At 60.4% G+C, this 26,455-nt stretch carries 22 protein-coding genes, 1 pseudogene and 1 riboswitch; of the genes and pseudogenes, 22 read left to right on the top strand and 1 reads right to left on the bottom strand.

Going from position 1 to position 26,455, the window contains the following annotated elements; all coding sequences use genetic code 11:
• Positions 1–38 precede the first annotated feature (38 nt).
• The 13 genes and pseudogenes from JC200_RS13765 to guaA all read left to right on the top strand — a co-directional run bounded on the left by JC200_RS13765 (position 39) and on the right by guaA (position 14,943).
• Positions 39–647, top strand: coding sequence for a 5-formyltetrahydrofolate cyclo-ligase (locus JC200_RS13765; protein ID WP_274432268.1), 609 nt, complete (start codon positions 39–41; stop codon positions 645–647).
• A complete protein-coding gene (gene mobA, locus JC200_RS13770; protein WP_274432269.1) occupies positions 629–1,291 on the top strand; it encodes a molybdenum cofactor guanylyltransferase in 663 nt (220 codons plus the stop codon). Before JC200_RS13765 ends, mobA begins: the two co-directional genes overlap by 19 nt.
• Positions 1,278–2,267: a molybdopterin-binding protein gene (locus tag JC200_RS13775; protein WP_274432270.1), complete on the top strand. Its 990-nt coding sequence runs from the start codon at positions 1,278–1,280 to the stop codon at positions 2,265–2,267. The genes mobA and JC200_RS13775 overlap by 14 nt, the downstream gene beginning before the upstream one ends.
• The gene (locus JC200_RS13780) at positions 2,260–2,811 is read left to right on the top strand and encodes a molybdopterin-guanine dinucleotide biosynthesis protein B (RefSeq protein WP_274432271.1); all 552 of its coding nucleotides are present in this window, start codon (positions 2,260–2,262) and stop codon (positions 2,809–2,811) included. The genes JC200_RS13775 and JC200_RS13780 overlap by 8 nt, the downstream gene beginning before the upstream one ends.
• Before the next feature lie 48 nt (positions 2,812–2,859).
• A pseudogene (gene tatA / locus JC200_RS13785) lies at positions 2,860–3,009 on the top strand (twin-arginine translocase TatA/TatE family subunit); the annotation flags it as partial.
• 192 nt (positions 3,010–3,201) lie between these two features.
• Entirely contained in the window at positions 3,202–3,981 is a 780-nt protein-coding gene (tatC, locus tag JC200_RS13790) for a twin-arginine translocase subunit TatC (protein WP_274436549.1), read from the top strand.
• A gap of 212 nt (positions 3,982–4,193) precedes the next feature.
• The gene (gene groES / locus JC200_RS13795) at positions 4,194–4,478 is read left to right on the top strand and encodes a co-chaperone GroES (RefSeq protein ID WP_274432272.1); all 285 of its coding nucleotides are present in this window, start codon (positions 4,194–4,196) and stop codon (positions 4,476–4,478) included.
• 48 nt (positions 4,479–4,526) lie between these two features.
• Positions 4,527–6,152, top strand: coding sequence for a chaperonin GroEL (groL, locus tag JC200_RS13800; protein ID WP_274432273.1), 1,626 nt, complete (start codon positions 4,527–4,529; stop codon positions 6,150–6,152).
• 385 nt (positions 6,153–6,537) lie between these two features.
• A complete protein-coding gene (locus JC200_RS13805; protein ID WP_274432274.1) occupies positions 6,538–7,518 on the top strand; it encodes an AAA family ATPase in 981 nt (326 codons plus the stop codon).
• On the top strand, positions 7,518–8,744 hold the full coding sequence (locus JC200_RS13810; RefSeq protein ID WP_274432275.1) for a DUF58 domain-containing protein: 1,227 nt from the start codon (positions 7,518–7,520) through the stop codon (positions 8,742–8,744). The genes JC200_RS13805 and JC200_RS13810 overlap by 1 nt, the downstream gene beginning before the upstream one ends.
• A complete protein-coding gene (locus JC200_RS13815; RefSeq protein ID WP_274432276.1) occupies positions 8,728–10,944 on the top strand; it encodes a DUF4129 domain-containing transglutaminase family protein in 2,217 nt (738 codons plus the stop codon). Before JC200_RS13810 ends, JC200_RS13815 begins: the two co-directional genes overlap by 17 nt.
• Before the next feature lie 258 nt (positions 10,945–11,202).
• On the top strand, positions 11,203–13,011 hold the full coding sequence (locus tag JC200_RS13820; RefSeq protein ID WP_274436550.1) for a M3 family metallopeptidase: 1,809 nt from the start codon (positions 11,203–11,205) through the stop codon (positions 13,009–13,011).
• A gap of 112 nt (positions 13,012–13,123) precedes the next feature.
• Positions 13,124–13,223: riboswitch (purine riboswitch) on the top strand.
• 112 nt (positions 13,224–13,335) lie between these two features.
• Complete coding sequence (gene guaA, locus JC200_RS13825; protein ID WP_274432277.1) at positions 13,336–14,943, top strand: glutamine-hydrolyzing GMP synthase; 1,608 nt, start codon at positions 13,336–13,338, stop codon at positions 14,941–14,943.
• An 84-nt stretch (positions 14,944–15,027) separates the two neighbouring features.
• Here the strand turns inward: guaA and JC200_RS13830 are convergent, their stop codons facing one another.
• On the bottom strand, positions 15,028–16,098 hold the full coding sequence (locus tag JC200_RS13830) for a hypothetical protein (protein WP_274432278.1): 1,071 nt from the start codon (positions 16,096–16,098) through the stop codon (positions 15,028–15,030).
• A 510-nt stretch (positions 16,099–16,608) separates the two neighbouring features.
• Between JC200_RS13830 and purE the strand changes: the two genes are divergently transcribed.
• The 9 genes from purE (at position 16,609) to purM (ending at position 26,431) form a co-directional block, all read left to right on the top strand.
• Positions 16,609–17,070: a 5-(carboxyamino)imidazole ribonucleotide mutase gene (purE, locus tag JC200_RS13835; protein WP_274436551.1), complete on the top strand. Its 462-nt coding sequence runs from the start codon at positions 16,609–16,611 to the stop codon at positions 17,068–17,070.
• 1 nt (position 17,071) lies between these two features.
• Positions 17,072–18,280: a 5-(carboxyamino)imidazole ribonucleotide synthase gene (purK, locus tag JC200_RS13840; RefSeq protein WP_274436552.1), complete on the top strand. Its 1,209-nt coding sequence runs from the start codon at positions 17,072–17,074 to the stop codon at positions 18,278–18,280.
• 83 nt (positions 18,281–18,363) lie between these two features.
• Positions 18,364–19,656: an adenylosuccinate lyase gene (purB, locus tag JC200_RS13845; protein ID WP_274432279.1), complete on the top strand. Its 1,293-nt coding sequence runs from the start codon at positions 18,364–18,366 to the stop codon at positions 19,654–19,656.
• Between the two features lie 74 nt (positions 19,657–19,730).
• Positions 19,731–20,441, top strand: coding sequence for a phosphoribosylaminoimidazolesuccinocarboxamide synthase (gene purC / locus JC200_RS13850; RefSeq protein WP_274436553.1), 711 nt, complete (start codon positions 19,731–19,733; stop codon positions 20,439–20,441).
• 5 nt (positions 20,442–20,446) lie between these two features.
• Positions 20,447–20,761 (top strand): phosphoribosylformylglycinamidine synthase subunit PurS, encoded by a 315-nt coding sequence (gene purS / locus JC200_RS13855; RefSeq protein WP_274432280.1) that lies wholly within the window; start codon positions 20,447–20,449, stop codon positions 20,759–20,761.
• Positions 20,758–21,498 (top strand): phosphoribosylformylglycinamidine synthase subunit PurQ, encoded by a 741-nt coding sequence (gene purQ, locus JC200_RS13860; RefSeq protein ID WP_274432281.1) that lies wholly within the window; start codon positions 20,758–20,760, stop codon positions 21,496–21,498. Before purS ends, purQ begins: the two co-directional genes overlap by 4 nt.
• Positions 21,479–23,755, top strand: a complete 2,277-nt coding sequence (purL, locus tag JC200_RS13865) for a phosphoribosylformylglycinamidine synthase subunit PurL (protein WP_443111912.1) — start codon at positions 21,479–21,481, stop codon at positions 23,753–23,755. Before purQ ends, purL begins: the two co-directional genes overlap by 20 nt.
• A 161-nt stretch (positions 23,756–23,916) precedes the next feature.
• Positions 23,917–25,368, top strand: a complete 1,452-nt coding sequence (gene purF, locus JC200_RS13870) for an amidophosphoribosyltransferase (RefSeq protein ID WP_274436554.1) — start codon at positions 23,917–23,919, stop codon at positions 25,366–25,368.
• A 4-nt stretch (positions 25,369–25,372) separates the two neighbouring features.
• A complete protein-coding gene (gene purM, locus JC200_RS13875) occupies positions 25,373–26,431 on the top strand; it encodes a phosphoribosylformylglycinamidine cyclo-ligase (protein ID WP_274432283.1) in 1,059 nt (352 codons plus the stop codon).
• Positions 26,432–26,455: the final 24 nt, after the last annotated feature.

Genomic DNA, 26,455 nt, shown 5'->3' on the forward strand with positions numbered 1-26,455 from the left:
TCGCGAGACGCAAGACGACCAAAGGGGGCGTGAGCGGCTTGGCACATGAAAAGCCAGCGCTGCGGGAGCGATACCTGAGGTTGCGTGGGGGAATTTCGAAAGCCGCGCACAAAAAGTGGGATGCGGCGATCGCAGAACGCCTCGAAGAGCACCTGCGGCTGATGGCGGGGCGTGCCTCCGAAACACCGGTGGTTGCGGCGTACATGAGTCACGCAGGGGAACCAGACATCACGAGTTGTCTCGACAAGCTCTCACGTGCAGGCTGGAAGGTCGTTTTCCCGAAGACTGAGCGGGGAACGCACAGCCTGTATTTCTACGAGGTGAAACTACCTGCGGAATCAGGGGTGTTTGGGCGGGGACCGTTCGGGATCAGAGAACCTGTACCTGATGAAACAACTCTCGTCGATGCCGCAGACATCGACTTTGTGCTCTTGCCGGGCGTAGCATTTAGTGAGGCGGGAGTTCGGCTCGGTTACGGTGGTGGGTACTACGACCGCTGGCTTGCAGGGGACGGTGCCAAACCGGTGCGCATCGGGATTGTCTACAACATGCTCGTCATGGATGAACTTCCGCGCGCGAGCCATGACATCTTGGTGCATCAAATTGTCACCGAGACCGGGGTGCGTGTATGTCAAGCGCAGCACTAATCGTCGCGGGCGGCGCCAGTCGCAGAATGGGCCGGAACAAACTGACGCTGCCTTGGAGCCGTGGCAGCGCCAGCACCGTACTCGATGCAGTGCTCGTTGCAACGGGTGTAGTTGTGGACCGGGTCGTTGTGCTGTTGCCGCCAGAACCAGGAGCCGACGTGCTGCGTGTCGTAGCTCAACTTCCGCGCGTGACAGCAGTGACGGACGCATTGTGGCGGGCCGGACCGCTCCAGGCCATCGCGCACGGCTGGCCCGACGTTGCAGACTGTAACGAGGTGTTTGTGACGGCTGGAGACTTACCTGGACTTCAACCGGGTGCGTTGCTCGCGTGCCAAGCGGCGCTTGCAGCGGCGGGACCAAACTGCGATGGCGCAACGGTAGTGCGCGAAGGACGGTTGCAACCGCTCCTTGCTTGTTATCGCCAGAGGGCGGGACAAGCCTTCATGGAGGTTGCAGATAGCGGTGAAGCTCGTCTGCAGCCTGCGCTCGAGAGACTGCAGTTGGCGAGGGTCGACGCGCAATCAGCGGGTTGGCCAGAGTGGTGGACAAGACCCGTGCATACGCCCGATGACTACGAAGCGTGGCTGCGTTATGTGGAGACATCGCTAGACAAGAGGGAGGCTTGTGTCGATGAAGGCACGTGAAGTACCAGTGGAACAAGCTGTAGGACTGACGCTTGCTCATGACATGACGCGGATTGTCCCTGGTGAATTTAAGGGCCGAGCGTTTGCCAAAGGGCACGTGGTGACAGAAGCGGACATTCCGCTGTTGCTCGACATCGGCAAACGGCATATCTACATCCTCGAGATTGACGACGGTGAGTTGCACGAAAACGATGGTGCCGTGCGTATGGCGAATGCAGTGGCGGGCCCCGGTGTGTCGCAGTCTGACGTGCACGAGGGGAAAGTCATTTTGAAGGCGCGCGCCGACGGCATGTTGTGGGTAGACGAGTCTCGGCTGTTTGAGATGAACCGCATCGCGGACATTTCCATCGCGACCCGTCGACCGAACAGCCACGTAACTGCCGGAACGTCTGTAGCAGGCGTCCGCCCCATCCCGCTTGTCGTCGCCCGCGACAAAGTCGAGACGGTTGAACGCATTGGACAATCTGCAGAGCAGCCGGTCATCGACGTGATTCCCTATCAGGCTCACAAGGTCGCACTCGTGACGACAGGAAGCGAGATCCAGTCGGGCCGCATTGAAGACAAAGCGGGCCCCGTCTTGCGCGAGAAGTTTGCTAAGTTTGGCGCGGAGGTTGTCAGTCAGTCGTTTCCTGGGGACGATTTGCCGGACGTTGTCGCGGCGATTGGAGACGCGTGCGCAGGTGGCGCGACGCTCGTGTGCGTCACGGGTGGTATGTCCGTCGATCCCGATGACCGCTCGCCGGCCGCCATCCGCAGCGCAGCGACAGAGGTTGTCACCTATGGCACACCGATGCTGCCCGGCTCTATGCTGATGTTGGCGTACAAACAGGACACGGCGGTGTTTGGGCTGCCAGGAGCCGTGATCTACGACCGTGTCACTTCCTTTGACCTCTTGCTGCCACGTGTTCTCGCCGGGGTGCGCTGGACTCCTGACGACATCGCACGCTATGGAGCTGGCGGGTGGCTGAATGACTGACAGTTTTCGCCGCGTCTGTGTCGTCGGCGGACACAACTCCGGCAAAACGCTGCTGCTAGAGCGCCTCGTCGCGTTGTGGGCAGAGCGGGGCATGCGAGTGGTCGTGTTAAAGCACGACGGACACGCGGATTTGTCGCCAGGCACCGACGACTGGGAAAAGCCAAACGGCGACACAGTTCGGTTGCGCCACGCCGGCGCCGCTGTCACTGCCGTGGCGGGTGGCGGGCAGTCGCTGCTTCGTCTGACGGAGGACCTGGATGTCCAAAATGTGGATGACTTTGCGCGCCGGACAGTGAATGTCGCGCGGTCTGCTGGCAACGTCGTTGACCTGGTCGCGGCAGAAGGTTGGAAACACAGCGAGTGGCCGAAGCTTGTGGTTGTTCGGAACGATGAAGAAGTAGAGTGGTTGAGCAGCCAAAATCTGCTCGACGTTCGCGCTGTCTACGCCGCAAAGCCTGTAAGGAAGGTTGCCGCTTTTGCGCGACAGGTGTATCATGGTGCAGACATAGAGCGCTTGGCCGCAGATGTCCTCGCATGGACTTGACAGCGCCCAACGTTTCATAGGATTGAAACTTTCGGGGAGGTGACGGGGATGCTCAGTAATATTGGTTGGTCTGGACTGATTCTAATTTTGATTGCGCTGTTGCTGGTTTTTGGCCCGAGCAAACTGCCGGAGATCGGCAAGGCGTTTGGCAAATCTTTACGTGAGTTCCGAAGTGCTACACGGGATATGACGGACGAAATGAAGAGTGCTGTGTCTGATTCTCCTCAAACGTCTGCAGCGCCGACGGCGCCAGCCGTGGAGCCAATCGTGTTGAAGGACGAAGCTGACGTACAAGAGCGCAAGACGCAAGGTTGATTCTAATCGAACCGTAAGGTGCGCTCGGCTCAAGTTTGAGTTGGACTGGGTTGCGAGCGGGGGGCCCCTGTGAATATGACTGCTGTCGATCACCTGTCCGAACTGCGCAGGCGCATCATTTATGTGCTCGTTGTTTTTGTCATTTTGTTGTTCGCCTGCCTCGGCTTTGTTTCACACATCTACTCATATTTGGTATCGCCACTGCAGCAGGACGGTTTTAAGCTGATGGTGATCGGTCCTGGTGAAGTGATTACCGTCTATTTCACCATCGCAGGCATCGTCGCAACAGGGCTCTCCGTTCCGTTCGCTTTGTACCAGACCTGGCTGTTCGTGCGCCCGGGCCTGCGAACGGTCGAACGTCGTTACACTTTGCAATTGTTGCCCTTTACGCTGGCCTTGTTTGTGTCTGGCGTGCTGTTTGCGTGGTTCGTGATCTTCCCGACCATTTTGCACTTTCTTCTCCGCATCGCTTCAGCCCAGTTTGTCGTGAACATCCGCGCGGAACTGTACTTCTCGTTCTTGTCGATGATCTGCGTGCCGTTTGGCTTCATCTTTGAACTTCCTCTGGTGGTCGTCTTTCTGACACGCATCGGGGTGATTTCTGCACGGTTTTTGCAGCGCATCCGCCGCTATGCGTACCTCGTGATTGTCCTCATTGGCGTACTCATCAGCCCACCGGAATTAATCTCGCACTTGAGTGTGACGATTCCAATGGCTGTTTTGTACGAGATTAGCATCGTTCTCTCCAGGTTGGTGGAGCGCCGTAAGCTGGCCGCCGAGCGACGCAAGGCCGCTGCCGAGGCAGTGTCGGAACAACACCGCACGAATGGCGATGCGTCCGGGCCGCAGAACTGATTTTACATCGACCTCCGCAGTTTGACCGGAAGTTTAATCCGGAAATTTAATCCGGAGTTTAATCCGCAGCAGCGGTAAAATCCCGCAAAAAACTTTCAGCACTTCCTTGCAAAGCCCTTGTTCACCGATTATTATAGGTTGTGGTGTTAGCACTCAATGCGGTTGAGTGCTAACAGAAACGCACATCCTCAACGGTCCAAGGAGGTTATTCCATGCTGAAACCACTCGCAGATCGCGTCGTGGTCCGCCTCGTAGAGCGCGAGGAGAAAACGGCGAGCGGAATCGTGCTGCCGGACACTGCGAAAGAGAAGCCGCAGGAGGGCGAAATCGTGGCTGTCGGCGAAGGCCGCTACGAAGATGGCAAGCGCATTGCGCTCGACGTCAAGGTTGGCGATCGGGTCATCTACTCCAAGTATGCAGGCACCGAGGTCAAGGTCGACAACGAAGAGTTGCTCATCCTCCGCGAGAGCGACATCCTGGCCATCGTTGAAAAGTAAGCCGAACTTGCTTCGGCTACATATCTCGATTAGGAGGGACTCCTGAACATGGCGAAAGAGATTAAGTTCGGCGAAGACGCCCGTCGCGCGATGCTGCGCGGTGTCGACGCGCTCGCAGACGCTGTGAAAGTCACACTCGGCCCCAAAGGCCGCAACGTAGTGCTGGAGAAAAAGTTTGGTTCACCGCTCATCACGAATGACGGTGTGACGATCGCGAAAGAGATCGAACTCGAGGACACCTTCGAGAACATGGGCGCGCAACTGGTGAAGGAAGTCGCGACAAAGACGAACGACGTCGCTGGCGACGGTACCACCACCGCTACAGTGCTCGCGCAGGCAATGGTCCGCGAGGGTCTGAAGAACGTGGCAGCTGGCGCGAACCCGATGGTTCTGCGTAAGGGCATTGAAAAGGCTGTGAACGCGGCTGTTGAGGAAATCAAGACGATCGCGAAGCCAGTCGAGGGCCGCGACAACATCGCGCAGGTCGCCGCGATTTCTGCGGGCGACGACGAGATTGGCGTTCTGATTGCCGATGCGTTTGAAAAGGTCGGCAAAGATGGCGTCATCACGGTCGAAGAGTCGAAGGGCTTCACCACGGAGCTCGAAGTCGTGGAAGGCATGCAGTTCGACCGCGGCTACATCTCGCCGTACATGGTGACGGACACCGACAAGATGGAAGCTGTGCTCGATGAGCCATACATCCTCATCACGGACAAGAAGATCGGCAACATTCAGGAAGTGCTGCCGGTCCTCGAGCGCGTTGTGCAGTCCGGCCGTCCTCTGCTGATCGTGGCGGAAGACGTGGAAGGCGAAGCACTTGCGACCTTGGTCGTGAATAAGCTGCGCGGTACCTTCACGGCCGTCGCCGTTAAGGCGCCTGGCTTTGGCGATCGCCGCAAGGCGATGCTGCAGGACATCAGCATCCTGACCGGTGGCCAGGTAATCAGCGAGGAACTCGGCCTCGAGCTGAAGAACACCTCGATTGATCAACTCGGCCGTGCGCGTCAAATTCGAGTCAGCAAGGAAAACACCATTGTCGTCGACGGCACCGGTGAGAAGAGTGATATCGAAGCGCGCATCAAGCAGATTAAGGCACAAATCGAAGACACAACCTCCGATTTCGACAAGGAGAAGCTGCAAGAGCGCTTGGCGAAGTTGGCTGGGGGCGTCGCCGTGATCAAAGTCGGCGCTGCAACTGAGACAGAGCTGAAAGAGAAGAAGCTGCGCATCGAGGACGCGCTGAACGCAACGCGCGCCGGTGTGGAAGAAGGCATCGTCTCCGGTGGCGGTACGGCGCTCGTGAACGCACTGGCTGCACTCGACAAGCTCAACCTGACAGGCGACGAGCTGACCGGTCTCAACCTGGTCCGCAAGGCCCTCGAAGCGCCGGTGCGTCAGATTGCTGACAATGCGGGCGTGGAAGGCTCCGTAATCGTCGAGCGTTTGAAGAAGGAGAAAGTAGGCTTCGGCTACAACGCTGCGACGGGCGACTGGGTTGACATGATTCAGGCTGGTATCGTTGACCCGGCGAAGGTGACCCGCAGCGCGCTGCAGAACGCAGCGAGTGTCGCGAGCATGTTCCTGACCACCGAAGCTGTTGTCGCCGACAAGCCGGAGAAGGATAAGGCTCCGGCAATGCCTGGCGGCATGGGCGGCATGGACGGCATGATGTAAGACTGTGTGTTGATGTGTCGAGCTGGGTGGACTTGGTTGTCCGCCGACTCGACGGATCGGCTGGAAGGCGTCATCCCTTCGGGGGTGGCGCCTTTTTGCGCTACGCACCGCCTTGCCGGTGCACGATGATGGCTGCGGATGATTCGCGGTGCCGGTTCAGCCCCGAATATCAAGCGGTAGCGACGCTGGTGCCGCCTCATCCATCAGCGATGGCCAAATCGGAGGTTCCTCTTATCTCAGTCGGCCCGTTTCCTGTTTTTTGATCATTTAGTAGTTTGAAATCCTATCTTTGTCACGTTTTGAGGGCTACAATCGTCAATAGTAGAGCATTTTTGCGTCCACGTAGCTGTTTATGCTTTGAATTTTCCCGGAAAGGGGCAACCGCATGCAACAGTCTCCACACACCCTTCGTTTTGACGGGTGGCATGAAGAAATCAAAGCCGTCGTCGACAACATCGCAGAGGTCATCGTTGGCAAGGAAGAGGTGGTTCGCCTTTTACTTGTCGCACTTTTGGCCAATGGTCACTGCCTGCTCGAGGACGTCCCCGGTGTGGGGAAGACGATGTTAGTGCGGGCTACCGCCGTTACACTTGGATGTGAGTTCAAACGCATTCAATTTACGCCAGATTTATTGCCGTCCGACGTTTCTGGAATCAGCGTTTACAACCAGAAGTCGGAGGCTTTTGAGTTTCGCCCAGGGCCGATTTTTGGACAGATCGTGCTTGCTGACGAGATCAACCGCACATCACCCAAGACACAGTCCGCACTGCTCGAAGCGCTTGAAGAGCACAGCGTGTCGGCAGACGGTGTGACCTATAGCTTACCGCAGCCTTTCTTTGTCCTTGCGACAGAAAATCCGATTGAGTTCGAAGGCACGTTCCCGCTTCCAGAAGCGCAACTTGACCGATTTTTGATGAAACTGAGCATGGGGTACCCGAGCGCAGCAGACGAGGTGGACATCCTTGGTAAGCAACAGGTTGCGCACCCCATCACGACTCTCCGTCCCGTGACGACGCCTGCGCAGGTGCTCGAGTGGCAGAGACAAGTCGCGGACGTGCGTGTCGATGCGTCCGTGCGCCAGTACATCGTGTCACTTGTGCGAAGCACGCGCGACCACCATAGTGTTTATCTTGGCGCGAGCCCACGGGCGAGCATCGCATTGTTTAAGGCATCTCAGTCACTTGCCTTTATCGTCGGCAGAGACTACGTCGTGCCAGACGACGTTCGCGCACTCGCGCCGCATGTCCTTGCGCACCGCATTCTGCTCTCCGCAGACGCGCGTCTGTCTGGAGTCGACGTCGATCGACTGATCTCGGAACTCGTAGCCAACACGCCTGTGCCGGTACTGCACGGGGTGCGCAACTGATGCGTGGACGGCGACTTCTGACCCTGTCCGGAGTCATCCTCTTTTGGATACTGTTGTTTGTCTTCACCCGTATCCAAGGAGCGTTCTTTGCCTGGTTTCTGTTCTACTTCATGACTGCTGTACTACTCTATGAAATCGCTGTGGCGTGGTACGGGTTGCGCCATGTGGACGTGGAGCGGCAACTGTCTGCAGACCGGCTGTCTGCAGGGCAAAAGCTCGAGATCAAAGTGACGCTTCGCCGCAGCGGCTGGTGGCCGCACTTCTGGGTGCGCATTCGCGACGACCTACCCGAGCGCTGGCTGCGCGACGAAAGCGATGCCGAGCGTGTGCTCTTGCCGCTGTGGCAGCAGACGCGGACGTTTGTGTACGACATTCGCAACCTGCAGCGTGGAGTTTATCGTATTGGTGAAACCAGGCTGGAGACAGGGGATGTGCTCGGGCTTGTGCGCAGCGTCAGGCACTACGAGCGCACGAACGAGGTGCTCGTCTACCCACGGGTCGTGCCAGTGCGCGGGTGGTCCGGATATCACCCGGAGGAACTCGGTCTGCGCCAGCCGACTCGGCGTCGCGCCGAGGAGTCGACAACTGTCCTTGGTGTGCGAGACTACATCCCAGGTGACCGGCTGAGTCGAATCCACTGGCCAGCGAGCGCCAGACGCGGCCAACTCCAGGCAAAAGAGTTTGAACTGCACGTGACGAGTGAGCTGCTGTTCATCATCGATGCGGCGAAGTCGAGTTTCCCAACAGGGTCACGAGACCGGTTCGAACTTGAAATGACCATCGCGGCGTCGCTCATGAGGCACGCCTTTGACTTGAAACGTCAGTTTGCGATGACGATGCACAGTACACGAGTCGTGTCGCTTCCTGCCGGCAGCACCCAGGCGCTGTTGTTTCGCGCGCTTCAGGAGTTAGCCATGGCCGAGCCGGACGGGCGCACCAACTTTGCGCAATCCTTCGCACGCATGGCCCAAGAGGCGCCACAGGGGACGACGCTCGTCGTCATTTCGCCGACAGTGACTCGCGATACCGCTGCGGTGGCAGGGACCGTCCGCAACCGCGTAACGGTCGAGTGGTTTATGCCAGTGGGCGGTCCGAAGGTGACGGAGACCGAACGACAAGGGTTGCAGATGTTGACGACCGCCGGCGTACACGTCTATTTGATCCCGTCGTCCGACCAACTGGAATCTCTGCAACGGGGAGGGATACAGCGTGCCACGAGTGTCTAACCCATGGCAAGGCGCGAGGATGCGGTTATTCACGGGTGTTGCTGGCGGCCTTTGGCTGTGGGTGTTCCTTGGACCGGTTGCGAAACTGGGACTGCTCTATCAACCGCAATCCCTCTTGCCAGTTTTCGTTGTCCTCGTGCTGGCGCAACTCGTCCCTTACAAATGGGTGCGAGTGCTCGCAGCGTTTGCCGTGACCACGTGGTACATGCGTCGCTACCACAGCCCTGCAAACGTGACAGCCTTGCGGGGAATCGCCATCGTGTTCCGTGGGGACGCGCATGACTTGGTCGGTCTTCTCGAACATCGAGTGCCGTTTTCGGACCCACTTCAGACGCACATGTTTCTCGCTGCCCTTTGTCTCATCTTCTGGCTCTTGTTGTACGCAGCCGTCAGACCACGGCTGTGGGTGTTTTACAACGCGCTCGGCGTGTTGGTGCTCGGCGTCATCGACGCCAACACCAAAGTCCATCCGAACGTGGCGCTGGTGGTCATGTTGCTGATCTTTGTCGCCGTCCGCAGCATCTCGCAGTTCCAGTCCATCCACGACCGCCTAGTCGGCGCAAGGAACCCGGCGTTTCGCTACTTTGCGCCTGTCGCAGCAATCTTTGGCGTCGTCTGTGGGCTGGCCCTGCTGCTGCCGAAGCAGCAAGCCGTGTGGGCAAACCCGTTTGTGGCTGTTGGCAACGGTTCTGGTGTTGGACTCGCAGGGCTCGGACTGCCGGCCCGCAAGGTGATCGGTTACGAGCAGGACGACTCGTCGCTTGGTGGTTCGTTTGTCATGAGCAAAACGCCTGTTCTCGAGGTGGTAGAACCGTATCCCACTTACCTCCAAGGGCAGATCTTGAACACGTACACAGGCCACGGCTGGATTGCGAACAACCTCAACCCACAGGCAGTTGTGCCAGGACAGAACTTCGCAAGTCCTAGCGCGACGTTTACGAATAATGTCCCCGCGAACACAGTGACTCAGCAGGTGACGGTTCTGAACGCCTCCTTGCACTCGAACAACCTGTTCGCGGGCTACGCTGCGCAACAGCTCGTCTCCGCTCGCTTGCGGCGACCAGGCATCATCGAGGAGGACCAAAACACCGGCACACTCATTTCTGGGCTCTTGCAACCGGGTGATACGTATACGGTTGTGAGTCGGCAAATGTCCGATCCGACGACGATGCTGTTCAATCAATCGGCTAACCCCAGCTCATTTCCTGCGAGTGTGCAGTCGGATTTACGACTCCCGTCGACACTCCCTGCGCGTGTCCGGCAATTGGCGCAACAACTGGCGGTTGGCACGAACTCGGAACTCGGCAAGGTGCAAAGTGTCGAGACGTATCTGGACAATAACGAACAATACGCCACTCAAGGGATCCCGGTGCCTGGGCCGCATCAGGACTACGTCGATCAGTTTCTGTTTGAAACACACAAGGGCTACTGTAACAACTTCTCCACCGCCATGGCCGTGCTGTTGCGCGCCGAGGGCATTCCGACGCGGTGGGTGACCGGTTTTTCCACAGGCACGCTTGACACTTCCTACAAGGGTCCTGGGAAGCGATACATCATCACCAACGCCGATGCACATTCGTGGGTTCAGGTGTACTTTCCGGGGGCCGGCTGGATTCCGTTTGACCCGACTCCGAATTACTACATGGCCTACTCGCCGTCTAAAGCGGTGTCCATCACACCACCGGCGAGTTCTGGAACCACGACAACCGCGCCGAAGGTGAAGCCTCGTAAACTGCCTGTTCCGCTGCCAAACTCGGGTGGTTCTGCTCCGTCTAGTGGCACGGGCTCCGGCTCCGGCACCGGCACCGGCATCGGTTGGGTCAAGCCCCTGTTGGAAGGTCTTGGCTGGTTTGCGGGGGTAGTGCTCGTGCTGGCTTTGTTGTTTCGCCGTCGTCTGTCGCTGTTCCGCCACCGCGCGAGTTGGCGCGGTGAGGGGACAACGGCGATGACGCGCGCAATCCGCCACTTGCTACACCTTCTGCGCGTGCGCGGCCTTGCGCCAAAAACGGGCGGTGTGACGCTGCGTGACCTCGGAGCGGTTGCGAAAAAGTGCGAGATTCCGGACGAAGACTACCGCGGTTTCGTGACTACGGTTGAACGAGTCTGGTACGGTGGCGGTGAAGCGGAACAAAGGGATATGGAGCAAGCAAAATCAGTCTGGCAGCGCTGGCTGACGCAGCTTTTGCAAATTTGGCGATAGGAAACAGCAGCGGGGGTGGACAGCTGCGGCACTGTGGACAGCTGATGGTAGACCACTGATGGTGGACTGTTCACGAAAAATCTCCACCGAGTCTAGACAGTCCTATCCCAGGCGCAGCGTGTTTTACTAGTAAGCGCCCCTCACTCGACCGTGAGGGGCGCTTACTAGTGTGATAGACTACAAGCAAGCATGCAGACGGGCCACCGCGTACCACGCGCACAAGGGACCTGTTTTGAGGAGGCGCACGCTTTGGCAGCGATGAAGAGAAGTGAAATTCCACAAGAGCAAGTGTGGAGCGTGGAGTCGATTTTTGCCGACGAGGCGGCATTTGACGCCGCCATTGAGCAACTGAACAGCGACATCACAGCGTTGCATCAACACAAGGACACACTCACGCAAGGTGAAGACCAGCTTGCTTCGTTCCTCAAGGCGCGCGATGGGGTGCTCGCCGCGACGGAACGCATTTTTGGCTACGCCTTTTTGAAGTTCAGTGAAGACGGAACCGACGCAGCCAACCAAGCACTGCTTGGTCGGGCGATGCGCGTTGCGCAGACCGTCGAAGAGGAACTGACCGACCTGCGCGACGCCTTGATGACTGTGCCGGCAGAGCGCCTTGAACAGTACGCGAATGCAGATGGGCCGGTCGCGACCTATCGCCTTTACCTGACGGAACTTGCGGCAAACCGCCCACACCTACTCGATCCGAAGGCCGAGGCAGCTTTGGCTGCAATGGGCGAAGCGCTTGGCGCGCCAAGCAACTGGTACCGCACGGTGACGGGCGCAGACATGCGCTATCAGCCAGTCGCGGACGAGGAAGGCAAGGAGTTTTCCGTCAGCACCTTCGGGTTCATGTTCCGTGTCGAAACCTCGACTGATTTAGAATTCCGCCGCCGCGCCTACGAGTCACTGACGAACGGTTACCGCCCGTACCACAACACGCTCGGGGTCTCACTGGCGACCGAGATCAAACGCAACGTTGCGATGGCAAAACTGCGCGGTTACGATTCCACCGCACAGATGCTCCTGAACGCTGGGGACGCTACCGGCACTCCCTCAGACAGTGTGCCAGTGTCGTTTTTCGAACGGGTGCCGGGCGTCATTCTCAAAGAGTTGGCGCCGCACATGCAGCGCTACGCACGATTGCGCAGCCGGGTGTGGGGAATCGACAAACTGTCCTTTGCCGACACCAAGGCCCCTGTGCTAAAAGACGCCAATCGCCGCGTCACATGGGACGAAGTACAGCACCTCATCTCGTCCTCCGTCGAAGTCATGGGCAGCGAGTACAAGGGGATTGTCGAGCGCGCTTTCCGTGAGCGCTGGATTTACCGCGGCGAGAACATCGGCAACCTGCAAGGCGCGTACTGCAACTGGGTCCCAGACGTCCACGCCTACGTGTTCGCTCCGTTCCACGGGATTGCGTATGACATGTTCATGACGACGCACGAACTCGGCCACGCCGCACATGGCACCTACGCGTATGCAAATCAGGTGCAGCAGAACCGTTCGTCGAGCCGGTTGTTCGTCGAGGCGCCGTCCACGTTCAACGAGCATTTGCTCGCGCACTACCTGCGCCAGACGGGCGGCGAAGAGACGCGCCTGCACACGAACTGCCTGCAGTTGTTCACGTTCCATCACAACTTTGTCACACACTTGATTGAAGGTGAACTGCTGCGCCGCCTGTACTTGCTGGCGGACGCAGGCGAACCTGTCACGGCGTCGGTCCTCGACCGCGTGCAACTTGAGGTCCTCGGCGAGTTCTGGGGTGACACGGTGGAACTCGACGAAGGTGCGGCCATGACGTGGATGCGTCAGGCGCACTACTACAGTGGCCTGTACCCGTACACCTACTCGGTCGGTCTCACCGCTTCTACAGTTCTGGCTCAGCGTCTCGCCGCGGGCGAGGACGTTGCTGACACGTGGATCAACGTCCTGAAACAGGGCGGTCGAGTGCACGCACTCGACCTGTTCCGCCAGGCTGGTATTGAGATGGACTCCGAGCAGCCGTACAAAGAGGCAGTGGCGTACGTGGGTCGACTCGTCGACGAACTCGAAGCCGGCCTCTCGTAAGTTGGCGCGACGGCCCATCGTCGTGGCCTCGCCGTGTGCATCCATGTGCCGACAATTGAGGCCCACGCGAGGCCGATGCGAGGCGTTGCGATGGCAGAACGAGGTTTGAAGCAGAACAGCACGCGCTGTAACTCGTATAACGCCGGGAATTGGCCCGGCAGTCTCTACCGGGCGACCGGAATCGCCTGACTACGAGAGGATGACCCGCACCCCTCGTATGTGTACATTCATGTGTGCACACCTTATGCGGATGAGGAGGTGCGGGCTTTTTTCGCTAGACAGGGTGAGAACGAAGCAAGTCGTTGTAGAAAAGGGAGGACCTTGATGAACGTGTCGAACCCGCACCTTGCCGGTGCCCCAGACAACCGTACCGCTGACAGCGCGCTGCACTTAGCGAAAGCCCACGAGGAAGTCGTCGTGATTGACTTCGGCGGTCAGTACAATCAGTTAATCGCGCGGCGCATCCGTGAGCTGCAGGTGTTTAGCGAACTGTTGCCGCCAACCGTGACGGCCGCAGAGCTTGCAACGCGCAACTTAAAAGGCATCGTGTTCAGCGGTGGACCGAACAGCGTGTTCGCACCGGGAGCGCCGGACATTGACCCGGCCGTGTACGAGCTCGGCGTGCCAATCCTCGGCATTTGCTACGGCATGCAACTGCTCGGCAAGCGGTTTGCGGCGCAGGTCGCACGCGATCACGTCCGTGAATACGGCCGTGCAACGCTGCAGGTCGACCCGGCTGCGAGTGCGCTGTTTCGCGACCTGCCGCAGACACAGTCGGTGTGGATGAGCCACAGCGACGTGGTCACGGGCGTGCCGGACGGATTTCACTGCGATGCAACGACGACTTCTGGCACCATAGCGGCGATGAGTGATGTCGCTCGCAGCCTCTACGCTGTGCAGTTTCACCCGGAAGTGCGGCACAGCGAACACGGGCAGGCGATTCTCTCCAACTTCCTGTTCGAGGTGTGCGGCTGCCGCGGCGAGTGGACGATGGCCAACCTGGTCGACGAAGCCATCGAGAGCATCCGCCAGGCGGTTGGCTCTGCCAACGTCCTCTGCGCGCTGTCCGGTGGTGTCGACTCTTCCGTCGCAGCAGCGCTCGTCCACCGGGCCATTGGCAGTCAGTTGACAGCAGTGTTTGTCGATCACGGTCTCCTTCGCAAAGGCGAATCCGACGCGGTAATGGGGACGCTCGGCGGCCAACTCGGCATCGATGTCGTGCGCGTTGACGCGTCCGAGCGGTTCCTCGGCAAGTTGGATGGTGTTCGTGATCCGGAGCGCAAGCGCAAAATCATCGGCGAGGAGTTCATCCGCGTCTTTGAAGCTGAGTCAGAACGTCTCGGCCCGTTCGACTACCTCGTGCAAGGGACGCTGTACACCGACGTGATCGAAAGTGGAACTGCGACAGCCGCCACCATCAAGTCGCACCATAACGTCGGCGGGCTGCCGGAGGACATCAAGTTTTCCGTGATTGAGCCGCTGCGCGAACTGTTTAAGGACGAGGTGCGCGCGCTCGGAGAGACGCTCGGGCTGCCTTCTGCCCTCGTCTGGCGGCAGCCATTCCCAGGGCCTGGACTCGCCATCCGCATTATGGGCGAAGTGACTGCGGACAAGCTGGTCACCGTGCGAGACTCGGACGCCATCCTGCGTGATGAGATCGCGAAAGCCGGACTCGAGCGCGAAGTCTGGCAGTACTTCACGGTTCTGACTGGCGTGCAGAGTGTAGGCGTGATGGGGGATGAGCGAACGTACGCGCACACCATCGCGATCCGCGCCGTCGTGTCGCAGGAGGGCATGACCGCGGACTGGGCACGCCTGCCTTACGACGTGCTCGAGCGGATTTCAACCCGCATCGTCAACGAAGTCAAGGACATCAACCGTGTGGTCTACGACATCACGTCCAAGCCGCCTGCGACAATCGAGTGGGAGTAAAGTGACGTTACCGCCGTTGCCAGTCTGCAGCGCGTGTACCGCAGGCGACGGGCTTCGGTGTAGGTGAGTGTCGAGCGCTAGGCGTCAGGTCTGCGACCTGCGCCCGCGCGACACCCACAGGTGCTGCATCGAACTGATGACGGTGCCCCACACAAGCCCGCTCGTCACTGCGGTGCCAAAGTGGAAATACAGAGGCAATCGGTTGCCAAACAGTGTGACATTGTTGAGGAAGGGCCCACTCGTCAATGGCGTGTTTCCGCCGTGGAGGAACGGTAGCGCAGACACCACGGCGTGTAATACGACACCGACAAAGCGCGCGGCCAGTCCGAGGACGACGTACCACAGGTAGAATGGGCCAGAGATGAGCGGTGCAAGTGGTGCGATGAAGACGATCAGCGCATCCGTCGCAAGGACAAGCACAGGCCAGTACCAGCGCACACGAACGACGCGCGACAACAAGGCGTACAGAGCGTCCATGAGGAAGACGGCCAGCGTCGGTAACGTGAAGAAGATGAAAAACCTGCGAAAGGCGCGACTGCGCCAGCGCACTGCAAAGGGCCGAACAACGCGGTCTTGCACACTGGCTTTCGCGTCGGTCGCGAGCGTCGACAGCGGCGGGACATCACTGTTCGCGGCTGGTTCAGCGCGGACGTCGCGCCGACCTTGGCTGGTTTCGTCGTCGTACGCCTCGTCGTACTCGTCATCAAACTCACCGTGCACTTGTTCATCGTCGGGGAAAAGCCACGCCTCCCAGCGGGCTTTTAGTCCGTCCAGCGCGCCCTGAACACCGGTCCGCTGCGGTTTCCGAGGCGGGACAGAAGTTGGCCATCCTTCCAGGGAGACGGCACGTTCGTCCACCTGACTGTCAACGGTTTGCAGGTCGTCGTCTCCAAATTCGTTCGTTTGCAGGTTGTAGTCAGCGAGACCTGCAAACTGGGGGGCGGCGGTAGCGGCCGAGGCTGGTTGATCAAATGCAGGGGGTTTGGAATGGCTGCGGCGCACTACCGTGCAGAAGGCGAGCGCCGACTCAAATTCGTCGCGGCTGTAGCGTCGCTGGTAGAGCTGCGGATCCCTCGTATCAAAACCGTCGAGGTCAACGATGTAGAGACCGTATTCCTGCTCCCACTCAGAAATCGTCTTTGGTGTTTCTGTCATGGTCAGGCCTCCGTTCGTAACCAGGTTGGGCTAGGCACAGTGGGCGACAAATCAGTTTGTGTTGTAGGGTGCAAAGCGCCGTACCCCGAAACAGACAGGGATGCCGGCGCAACCTACACCGTTCATACCACAAATCCGAGTGCGCGACAACGCCAAAAGACGTGTAGGAAGAGCTGGGACGAGGGCGAGGGCGAGGGGGTGGATAGGGGTGGATAAGGACACTGGTGTCGCTAACGGCCTGAACAGGGTGCCGGAGCGAGCGTCGTAGTGTCGAAAATGTAGCTTAGCGGTCGCACCGTGCGCAGATTCATGCCTCAAGCGCCCCGCGCGAGCGGCCCACCGAGCCGCGCAGCCGTCCGCCATCGCACCTCCATCACAAACACGAACGATTTTGTGTGTTTTATGTTAAACGTTCGTATTTTCCATTGACACACGCCTTTTTGGCTCGCTAGACTGAAACAGACAAGAGGCGAGGAGGGGAAGCTTGTGCAACCGTTGGTTGGTGTCATCATGGGTAGTCGGTCCGATTGGGACACCATGGCCCATACCTGTCAGGTCCTCGAAGAGCTTGCCATTCCGTACGAAAAACGTGTCGTATCGGCTCACCGTACGCCGGACTTGATGTTCTCTTACGCAGAAGGTGCCGAGGCGCGGGGCTTGGAGGTTATCGTCGCCGGAGCTGGCGGCGCTGCACACCTGCCCGGCATGGTGGCTGCGAAGACTCTCATCCCGGTCATCGGTGTACCCGTTTTGACGTCCACGCTCCACGGCGTGGACTCTTTGTATTCCATTGTGCAGATGCCAGGTGGCGTTCCCGTCGCAACCGTTGCGATTGGTCGGGCCGGTGCAGTCAACGCGGGGCTGTTGGCCGCCGAAATCCTCGGTATCAAGTACCCCGATGTGCGTGCGCGCCTAGCTGAGCGGCGCGCACGGACGCTGCAGGAAGTGGTGGAAAACAGTGACCTCGACTGAGATGGGGCGAGTTATCCTGCCAGGGTCGACCATCGGGATTCTTGGGGGTGGTCAACTCGGCCGCATGATCGCGCTCGAAGGCCGCCGCATGGGTTACCGTTTCGTCACACTCGACCCGACGCCTGACTGCCCGTGCGCGCAGGTTTCCGACCGGCAGATTGTCGCAGCCTACGACGACGTTGCTGCGGCAGAAGAACTGGCCCGGTCGTGTGACGTCATCACATACGAGTTCGAGAACGTGAGTCACGAAGTTGCAGCGACGCTCGCCCAACAAGCCTACGTCCCGCAGGGGAGCCGCCTGCTTTGGACAACCCAGCACCGCGTGCGCGAGAAGTCGACGCTGGCTGCTGCGGGCGTTGACGTGACACCGTTTCACCCTGTCGAATCGTTGGCGGACCTCGAAGCGGCTGCGGCTACACTTGGGCTGCCGCTGGTGCTCAAAACGAGCACAGGTGGCTACGACGGAAAAGGCCAGTGGCGCATCGACAGCCGCGATGACTTGACTCGCGTTTGGCGGGAGGCTAGTGGCGTCGTGCAAGCGACCTCTGGCGCCGAGTTGGAGTTTGCCCAGTCGTCGTCGTCCGAGTTAGCCGGACAGCCGGAGTGGGATGTGCCTTTCATCGCAGAAGCTTGGGTCAATCTCGAGTGTGAGCTCTCCGCCGTGGTCGCCCGCAGTCCGCAGGGCGAAGTGCGGGTCTTTCCAGTCGCGGAGAATGAGCACAAAAACCACATTCTCCACTTGTCCATCGTCCCTGCCCGCGTGTCAGAAGAGCTGCGGGTGAAGGCCGAGTCGGTGGCGCTGCGCGTCGCCGAAGCGCTGGATGTCATCGGACTCGTCGCGGTCGAGATGTTTGTGACGAAGGACGGCCAGCTCTACGTCAACGAATTGGCGCCGCGCCCGCATAACTCCGGGCATTATACCTACGACGCCTGCGCGACGTCACAGTTTGAACAGCACGTTCGGGCAATCTGCAATCTGCCGCTTGGCGATGTGACCCTGTGGTCACCCGTGGTGATGGTGAACGTGCTTGGACAGCACCTGGAAGCGGCCGTCGAAGCGGCCGGTTATTTACCGCCAAACGCAAAGCTACATCTATATGGCAAGGCGAAGGCTGCGGTCAATCGCAAGATGGGTCATCTCACTGTGCTCGGTTCGTCTGTAGACGCGGCGCTGCAACAAATCGAGGCGCTCGGCATCTGGAGCGAGTGAGAGAGCTTGGTCGGCTTGACAGGCCTTCAAGGCCCGGGCCGAGTTCGGACTTCGCACCTGGAGTGAAGGATGGAGGAGATAACGTGATCGACCGCTATACTCGCCCGGAAATGGGCCAACTGTGGACTTTAGACCAGAGATTTCACTGGTGGTTGCAAGTGGAGATTCTGGCGACGGAAGCGTGGGCAGAGCTCGGTGTGGTGCCGCGCGAAGACGCGCAGGCCATTCGCGAGAAAGCGAGCTACGACGTCGACCGCATTCTCAAAGTCGAGCAACAGACACGCCATGATGTCGTCGCCTTTACGCGGGTTGTGTCCGAGTCCCTTGGTCCGGAGAAGAAGTGGGTGCACTACGGCCTGACCTCCACGGATGTAGTGGACACGGCACTCTCGGCGCAGATTCAGCAGGCAGTGAAGCTGATCCGCAACGACCTGACCACGCTGATTGAGACGGTTCGCGTGCTCGCAGGCAAACACAGGCACACGGTGATGATGGGTCGCACGCACGGTGTCCACGCGGAACCCACGACGTTTGGCCTGAAGGTGGGACTGTGGTATGCGGAGCTGGTACGTGACCTCGAACGCTTTGATGCCGCTTCCGAACGGATGCGCTACGGGAAAATTTCGGGCGCCGTCGGCACCTACGCCAATGTCGATCCCGCTGTCGAACAGTACGTCTGCGACCACCTCGGCCTGAAGCCGGCGCTCATCAGCACGCAGACGCTGCAGCGCGATCGCCATGCGGAGTTCATCTTTACGATTGGGCTCATCGGGACGACGTTGGACAAGATCGCGACCGAGATTCGCGCCTTGCAGAAGTCCGAAGTCCGCGAATTGGAGGAGCCGTTCTACCAGGGCCAGAAGGGCTCGTCGGCGATGCCGCACAAGCGCAACCCGGTGTCGTGCGAGCAGGTGAGCGGTCTCGCCCGCATTTTGCGCGGTTACGTCGTGCCGGGCCTCGAAGACGTGGTGCTGTGGCACGAGCGCGACATCAGCCACTCCTCGGTCGAGCGCGTGGTCCTGCCGGACGCGACAATTCTCATCGACTACATGCTCAACCGCATGAACCGCATCCTGACCGACCTGCGCGTCTACCCGGAGAACATGAAGCGCAACATGGACCGCACCTACGGCCTGACCTTCTCGCAACGCGTGCTGACTCGCCTCATCGAGAAAGGTGTAGCCCGCGAAGAGGCGTATGACACGGTTCAGCCCTGCGCGATGCAGGCGTGGGAAGAGGGGCGCCCATTCTACGACATCGTCCGCGAGGCGCCGCTTGTCCGAGAGAAGTTGACCGAGGCTGAGCTGTTGGACTGCTTCGACCCGAGTTGGCACCTCAAGCACGTCGATACGATTCTCGCCCGCCTTGGGATTTGAGTTGCGCATAGTGCGCGCAACTCGCAGTAATCAATCGGATGTTGAAGGGAGTGGCCCGGATGCCAAGTGTGCAGGTGACCAAGGGACAGCAGCAATACGAGGGCAAGGCGAAGCGAGTGTACGCGACGGACTCGCCCGATTACTACATTGTTGAGTACAAAGATGACGCGACGGCGTTTAACGGCGAAAAGCGGGGAACCATTTTGGGTAAGGGCGTGATCAACAACCAGATGAGCAATCGGTTGTTCGCGCTGCTCGCGGCGCACGGCGTGGCGAACCACTTCGTGGAGGAACTGTCGGAGCGCGAGACGTTGGTGCGGGCTGTGACGATTGTGCCGATTGAAGTCGTGGTCCGCAACCTCGTTGCCGGCAGTATGGCAAAACGCCTGGGCCTCGAAGAGGGACTTGAGCTCAAGCGGCCGTTGGTTGAGTTCTACTACAAAGAGGATAGTCTCGGCGACCCCCTCATCACGGCGGAGACTGCGGAAGTGCTTGGCTGGGCGACCGCGGACGAGTTGCAAAAAATACAGGAACTGGCGCTGCAGGTGGATGCGGTGCTGCGCGAGTTTCTGAAAGAGCGCGGCGTGATTTTGGTCGACTTCAAACTCGAATTCGGGCGGACGCGGGACGGCGAGCTTATTCTTGCGGACGAAATTTCACCTGATACCTGCCGGTTCTGGGATGCGGCGACGCGTGAAAAGCTCGACAAGGACCGCTTCCGGCGCGACTTGGGCGGGGTCGAAGAGGCGTACCACGAGATGATGACAAGAATCAGCGAGGTGTGATGCAGATGACACAGTGGCAGGTAGATCTCGAAGTGTGGCTGAAGCCGAGCGTGTTTGACCCGCAAGGGCACGCGGTTTTGCAGGCGCTCCAGAGCTTGGGGCACGGCGGTGTAGCGCAGGTGCGCGTGGGCAAATCGATGGCCATCGCGATGACGGGTGACACCCGCCAAGCTGTCGAGGCTGAAGTTCGGAAGATGTGCGACACCGTGCTCTGTAACGGTGTGATGGAGACCTATGAAATTGTGCGCATCGAGCCAGCCGACGCAGGCGCAGGTGCAGCCGGCTCCGTTGGATCCGTTGGCGCGGAGGGCTCGCGATGAAGTGGGCGGTGGTGGTGTTTCCGGGATCGAACTGTGACGAAGACGCCGCATACGGCATCCGCCAGGCGACGGGAGACGACGTCGACCTCGTGTGGCACCAGGAGGCGAGTCTCGACGGCTACGACGCCGTCGTGCTGCCGGGTGGTTTCTCGTACGGCGACTACCTGCGGCCGGGCGCCATTGCACGCTTCTCGCCCATCATGGCTGCCGTCCAGGATGCTGCCAAAGCGGGCAAGTTGGTGCTCGGCATTTGCAACGGCTTCCAAGTCCTGACCGAAGTCGGTCTCTTGCCAGGGGCGCTCCTCAGCAATACGCACCGACAGTTTCGCTGCGAGGTCGTGGAGCTCACCGTGATCAACACGACTTCTCCATTTACGAGCGCGTACACCTTCGGCCAGAAGCTGCGCGTCCCGATTTCGCACGGGGACGGCCGTTTCTACGCCGACAGTGCAGTCTTGAATGACCTACAAGAGCAAGACCGCGTCGCTTTCACCTACGTCGATAACCCGAACGGTTCGCTCGCGAACATCGCCGGCATCCTGAACCAGGAAGGCAACGTGCTTGGCTTGATGCCGCACCCGGAGCGCGCGGTCGCCGAGTGGATGACGTCGACAGACGGAGTCGGTGTGTTCCAGTCCATGCATCAGTTTGTGACCAAGCAAGCGCCACAGCCCACGGTACCAGGGGCAGCAGCCAATGAGGCATCACAAGGAGGGTATGTCCGTGCAGGCCAGTGACCTGAAAACAGCCCCGCAAGCACCAGCGCCGGAGTCGATTCGCGACCGACAGCTGTACCGCGACCTCGGACTCACCGACGGCGAGTACCAGCGCGCCGCCAAGCGCCTCGGCCGGTTGCCGAACTACCTCGAGTGCGGGCTGTTCGGTGTGCTCTGGTCGGAGCACTGTAGCTACAAGAGTTCGAAGGTGCACCTGCGCAAGTTTCCGACAGACGGCCCGCAAGTGCTGCAGGGGCCAGGAGAAAATGCCGGTGTCGTCGACATCGGGGACGGCATCGGCATCGCGTTCAAGATGGAGAGCCACAACCACCCCTCAGCCGTGGAACCCTACCAAGGCGCGGCGACAGGTGTCGGAGGGATTCTGCGCGATGTGTTCACGATGGGGGCAAGGCCAATCGCCTTCCTCAACAGCCTGCGCTTTGGCAACCTCGACGACGAGCACACGCGCTACCTGTTCGCGAACGTCGTCGCGGGCATCGGCGGCTACGGGAACTGTGTCGGCATTCCGGACGTCGGCGGCGAAGCCGTGTTCGACCCGATTTACCAGCACAACCCGCTCGTGAACGCGATGTGCGTCGGCGTGCTGCCGGCGGACCGCATTGTCAAAGGCGCAGCGACAGGCGTCGGGAACCCAGTCTTCATTGTCGGATCCCGGACTGGCCGCGACGGTATTCACGGCGCCACGTTCGCTTCCGCTGAGGACCCGCACGCGAAAGAGCGTTCAGCCGTCCAGGTCGGCGACCCGTTCCTCGGCAAGCTGTTGATGGAAGCGTGCCTCGAGTTGATGCAGACGGGCGCTGTCGTCGGCATTCAGGACATGGGAGCGGCGGGACTGACGTCTTCGTCGGCGGAGATGGCGAGCCGGGCAGGCGGCGGGATTGAACTGTGGCTCGACGACGTGCCGGTGCGCGAGACACAGATGACGCCGTACGAGATGATGCTCTCGGAGTCGCAGGAACGGATGCTGGTCGTCATGGAGAAGGGCAAGGAGGCGTTGGCGTTCGAGATCCTCAAGAAGTGGGGCCTCGAAGTCGCCGAGATTGGCCGGGTCACGGACGACGGGCAGCTGCGGCTGTTGTTCGGCGGCGAAGTGGTGGCCGACGTGCCAGTGACTGCGCTCGTCGACGAGGCGCCTGTGTATGAGCGCCCGACGCGAAAGCCTGCTGTTTTGCCTGGGCACGATGCGCCCCCGCTCACCAATGACGACGCGGCGGACCTGGCGAAGTGGCTGAAGACGCTGCTTGCGCACCCGACAATTGCGGACAAGCGCTGGATTTACCGACAGTACGACACGACGGTGCGCGTCGCGACACAGGTCGGACCGGGCGGCGACGCTGCAGTCGTGCGGGTACCGGGCACGGAGCGCGCGGTTGCGCTCACGACCGACGGCAACGGCCGCTACGTGTACCTGAACCCGGAACGCGGCGGAGCGATTGCGGTGGCAGAGGCGGCGCGCAACATCGTCTGCACGGGCGGCAAACCGCTCGCCATCACCGACTGCCTGAACTTCGGCAACCCGGAAAAGCCGGACATCATGTACCAGTTTGCGGCGGCAGTGGAAGGCATGAGCGCCGCGTGTCGCGCACTCGACACACCTGTCGTGAGCGGCAACGTCAGCCTCTACAACGAGACAAGCGGTGTGGACATTTTCCCGACGCCAGTCGTGGGGGCAGTCGGCGTGATCGAAGACACGGCGCACGTGATGCCAAACCACTTCACGGAGAAAGGGTCGAACGTGGTGTTGTTGGGTGATCCGGACACAGCGCTCGATGGTTCGCTGTTGTGGCAGCTCATCGCGGGGCGGCCCGCTGGCGACGCGCCGCGGCTCGACCTCGACGCGGAAGTCGCGCTGCAACAGCTGCTGCAAGGTTTGATTCGCTCGGGACGCCTGCGTTCGGCGCACGACGTGAGCGAAGGCGGCCTCGCTGTGACGGTTGCGGAGATGTGCTTCGGCTGCAAAATTGGCGTTACAGTCACGTTGCCGAACACAGTCGCGTCCGCCGTCGAACGCGCGGGGTGGCTGTTCTCGGAAGCGCAGAGCCGGGTCGTCGTCGAAGTGTCTGATGCTAACTTAGGCGCAGTCCAGTCCGCTGCAGAAGCGAGAGGCGTGGCGTGCACAGTGCTCGGTCGCACGGACGGCGACGCCCTCACCATCAAGGACGACGAGCGCGTGTGGCTGAGCGCACCGGTCGCAGAACTAGACGCGCTGCACAAGCACGCAATTCCACGCGCTATGCAGGAGGAGGCACGGTCATGACGGATGCCTTCCAAGTCACCCGACCGGCAGTCGGTGCCACACACGCAGGGGCATCCGAGCGTGACACGCACGAAACACCGCTCGCTGTCCAGGGACTCGCCGACGACGACACGTCACTCACTGTCCACGGATTCGCGGACGAAACACCGCTCGCTGTCAGGATGCTCGCGGACGACAAACCGCACGACGAGTGCGGGGTGTTCGGGATGTTCGGGCACAAGGACGCCGCGCTTCTCACCTATTACTCGCTGTTCGCGTTGCAGCACCGCGGTCAGGAGGCTGCTGGCATCGCGTCAGTCGAGGACGGCCAGATGTACAGCCACCGCGGGCTCGGGTTGCTTGGCGATGTGTTTGCTGGCGGGGAACTCGACGGCATGCTTGGAACTGCGGCGATTGGGCACGTCCGCTACTCGACCGCAGGCAGCAATACTGTTCAGAACGCCCAGCCAATCACGGTGCGCACGCACCAAGGCAACCTGGCGATGGCGCACAACGGCAACCTCGTGAACGCACACGTTCTGCGCAAGCGTCTCGAAGAGTCGGGCAGCCTGTTTCAGTCGACGAGTGATACGGAAGTCGTGTTGCACCTCATCGCACGTGGCCGCGAGGCTACGCTCGTGGACAACATCCGGGGCGCGCTGCAGCAGATTCGCGGCGGTTACTCGCTGGTCTTTCTCTCGGACCGCCAGCTGATTGCCGTTCGCGACTTGCACGGTCTGCGGCCGCTGTGCCTCGGGCAGCTGGACGAAGGCTACGTATTTGCGTCCGAGTCATGCGCGTTCGAGACCATCGGCGCAACCTTTCTCCGCGATGTCGATCCCGGTGAAATGATTGTCATCGACCAAGACGGCGTACGTTCTGAGCCAATCTGGCCGCGCGTCGGTGTGGCAGATGCACAGACGTCGCCGCGTCGCGCAATGTGCACGTTCGAGCACATCTACTTCGCGCGGCCGGACAGCGACATTGATGGCTGGAATGTGCACGCGGTGCGCAAGCAACTCGGACGGGTGCTCGCAGAGCGGCACGGGGTGCCGGCAGACATCGTGATCGGCGTGCCAGACTCGAGCATTTCCGCCGCTTCCGGCTACGCGGAGGCGAGTGGGGTGCCGTTTGAGATGGGGCTTGTGAAGAACAAGTACATCGCGCGCACGTTTATTCAACCGTCACAGGTGCAGCGCGACCTCGGTGTCCGTCTCAAACTGAACCCTGTTCAATCGGTAGTGCAAGGCAAGCGCGTCGTGCTCGTGGACGACTCGATTGTGCGCGGCACGACCATTCGGCGCATTGTTGCGATGCTGCGGGAGGCGGGGGCAAGTGAGATCCACGTGCGCATCTCCAGCCCACCGTATCGCCACGCCTGCCACTACGGCATCGACACCTCGACGTCCGGCCAGTTGGCCGCGGCAGTGCAGACAGTCGACGAGATTCGCCGTGACACGGGTGCGGACTCGCTAGAGTTTCTCACGGTCGACGAGTTAATGAGCGCTTTTGGATTGCAACCGGGTAATGGCGCGTACCCGTTTTGCAACGCTTGCTTTACAGGTGCCTACCCGACCGAGGTCTACGCGGTCGAGAAGTTGCAGAATGAGGCGCCGCTCACAGCGGGGAGGTAATCGGATGACGGAAAACAAGGGAGAGCGCGATTTGTACCGGGAAGCCGGCGTCAACGTCGATCTCGGCAATGAAGCTGCGCGCCGTTACGCGGACGTCGCGAAGCGGACAAACCGCCCGGGTGTGCTCGGTGGCGTCGGCGGCTTCGCGGGCGGTTTCGTGCTCGACGTCGCGAAGTACCCGCAGCCGGTGCTGGTCTCTGGTACGGACGGAGTTGGGACGAAACTGGCTGTCGCGGCGGCAACAGGCCGGCACAGCACAATCGGGATCGACTGCGTCGCCATGTGCGTCAACGACATCCTGTGCATGGGCGCTGAGCCCCTGTACTTTCTCGACTACTTGGCGACGGGGGCGCTTGACGTCGATCAGGCGGAGGCGGTCGTCGCCGGTGTTGCAGAAGGTTGCCGCGAGGCGGGATGCGCGCTCGTCGGCGGCGAGACGGCGGAGATGCCGGGGATGTACCAGCCGGGCGAGTACGACATCGCGGGCTTTGCAGTTGGCGTCGTGAACGCGGACAAGGTAATCGACGGCAGCAGTGTTCGGCCCGGCGACATCGTCCTCGGCCTAGCCAGCAACGGCCTCCATTCGAACGGTTTTTCGCTGGTGCGCAAGTTGGTTGAACAAGCCGGCGTCGGTTGGGACGAGCACTTGCCAGGCTGGCGCGGCAGCGTCGCGGACGAGTTGCTTCGCCCGACGCGCATTTACGTGCAGGCGGTGTTGGCGGCGCTTTCTGCCGGCCTTCCGATTCGCGCGATGGCGCACATCACGGGTGGCGGCCTCGTCGACAACCTGCCGCGGGTGCTCCCGGATGGCCTGGGCGCCAGACTGTCGTTCGACACTTGGGAGCGACCGGGTGTTTTCGACTGGCTCGTCCGTCAGTCGGGGATGACACTCCCAGAAGCAGCACGGGTCTGGAACCTCGGCATCGGCTTCACAATCGTCGTGCCGGTCGAAGCGGTAAACGAAGTGTCAGACTTCCTCACCGATGAGGGTGAGTTGGTCATGCCGATCGGCCGCATCGAGGCGTGCGACGGCGACCGCATCGTCTGGGAGGGATTGGAGTGAGCGGGGCGAGCGGGGGAGAGGCTG

The sequence above is a fragment of the Alicyclobacillus sp. ALC3 genome (assembly GCF_028751195.1).
Classification (GTDB): Bacteria; Bacillota; Bacilli; order Alicyclobacillales; family Alicyclobacillaceae; genus Alicyclobacillus_L.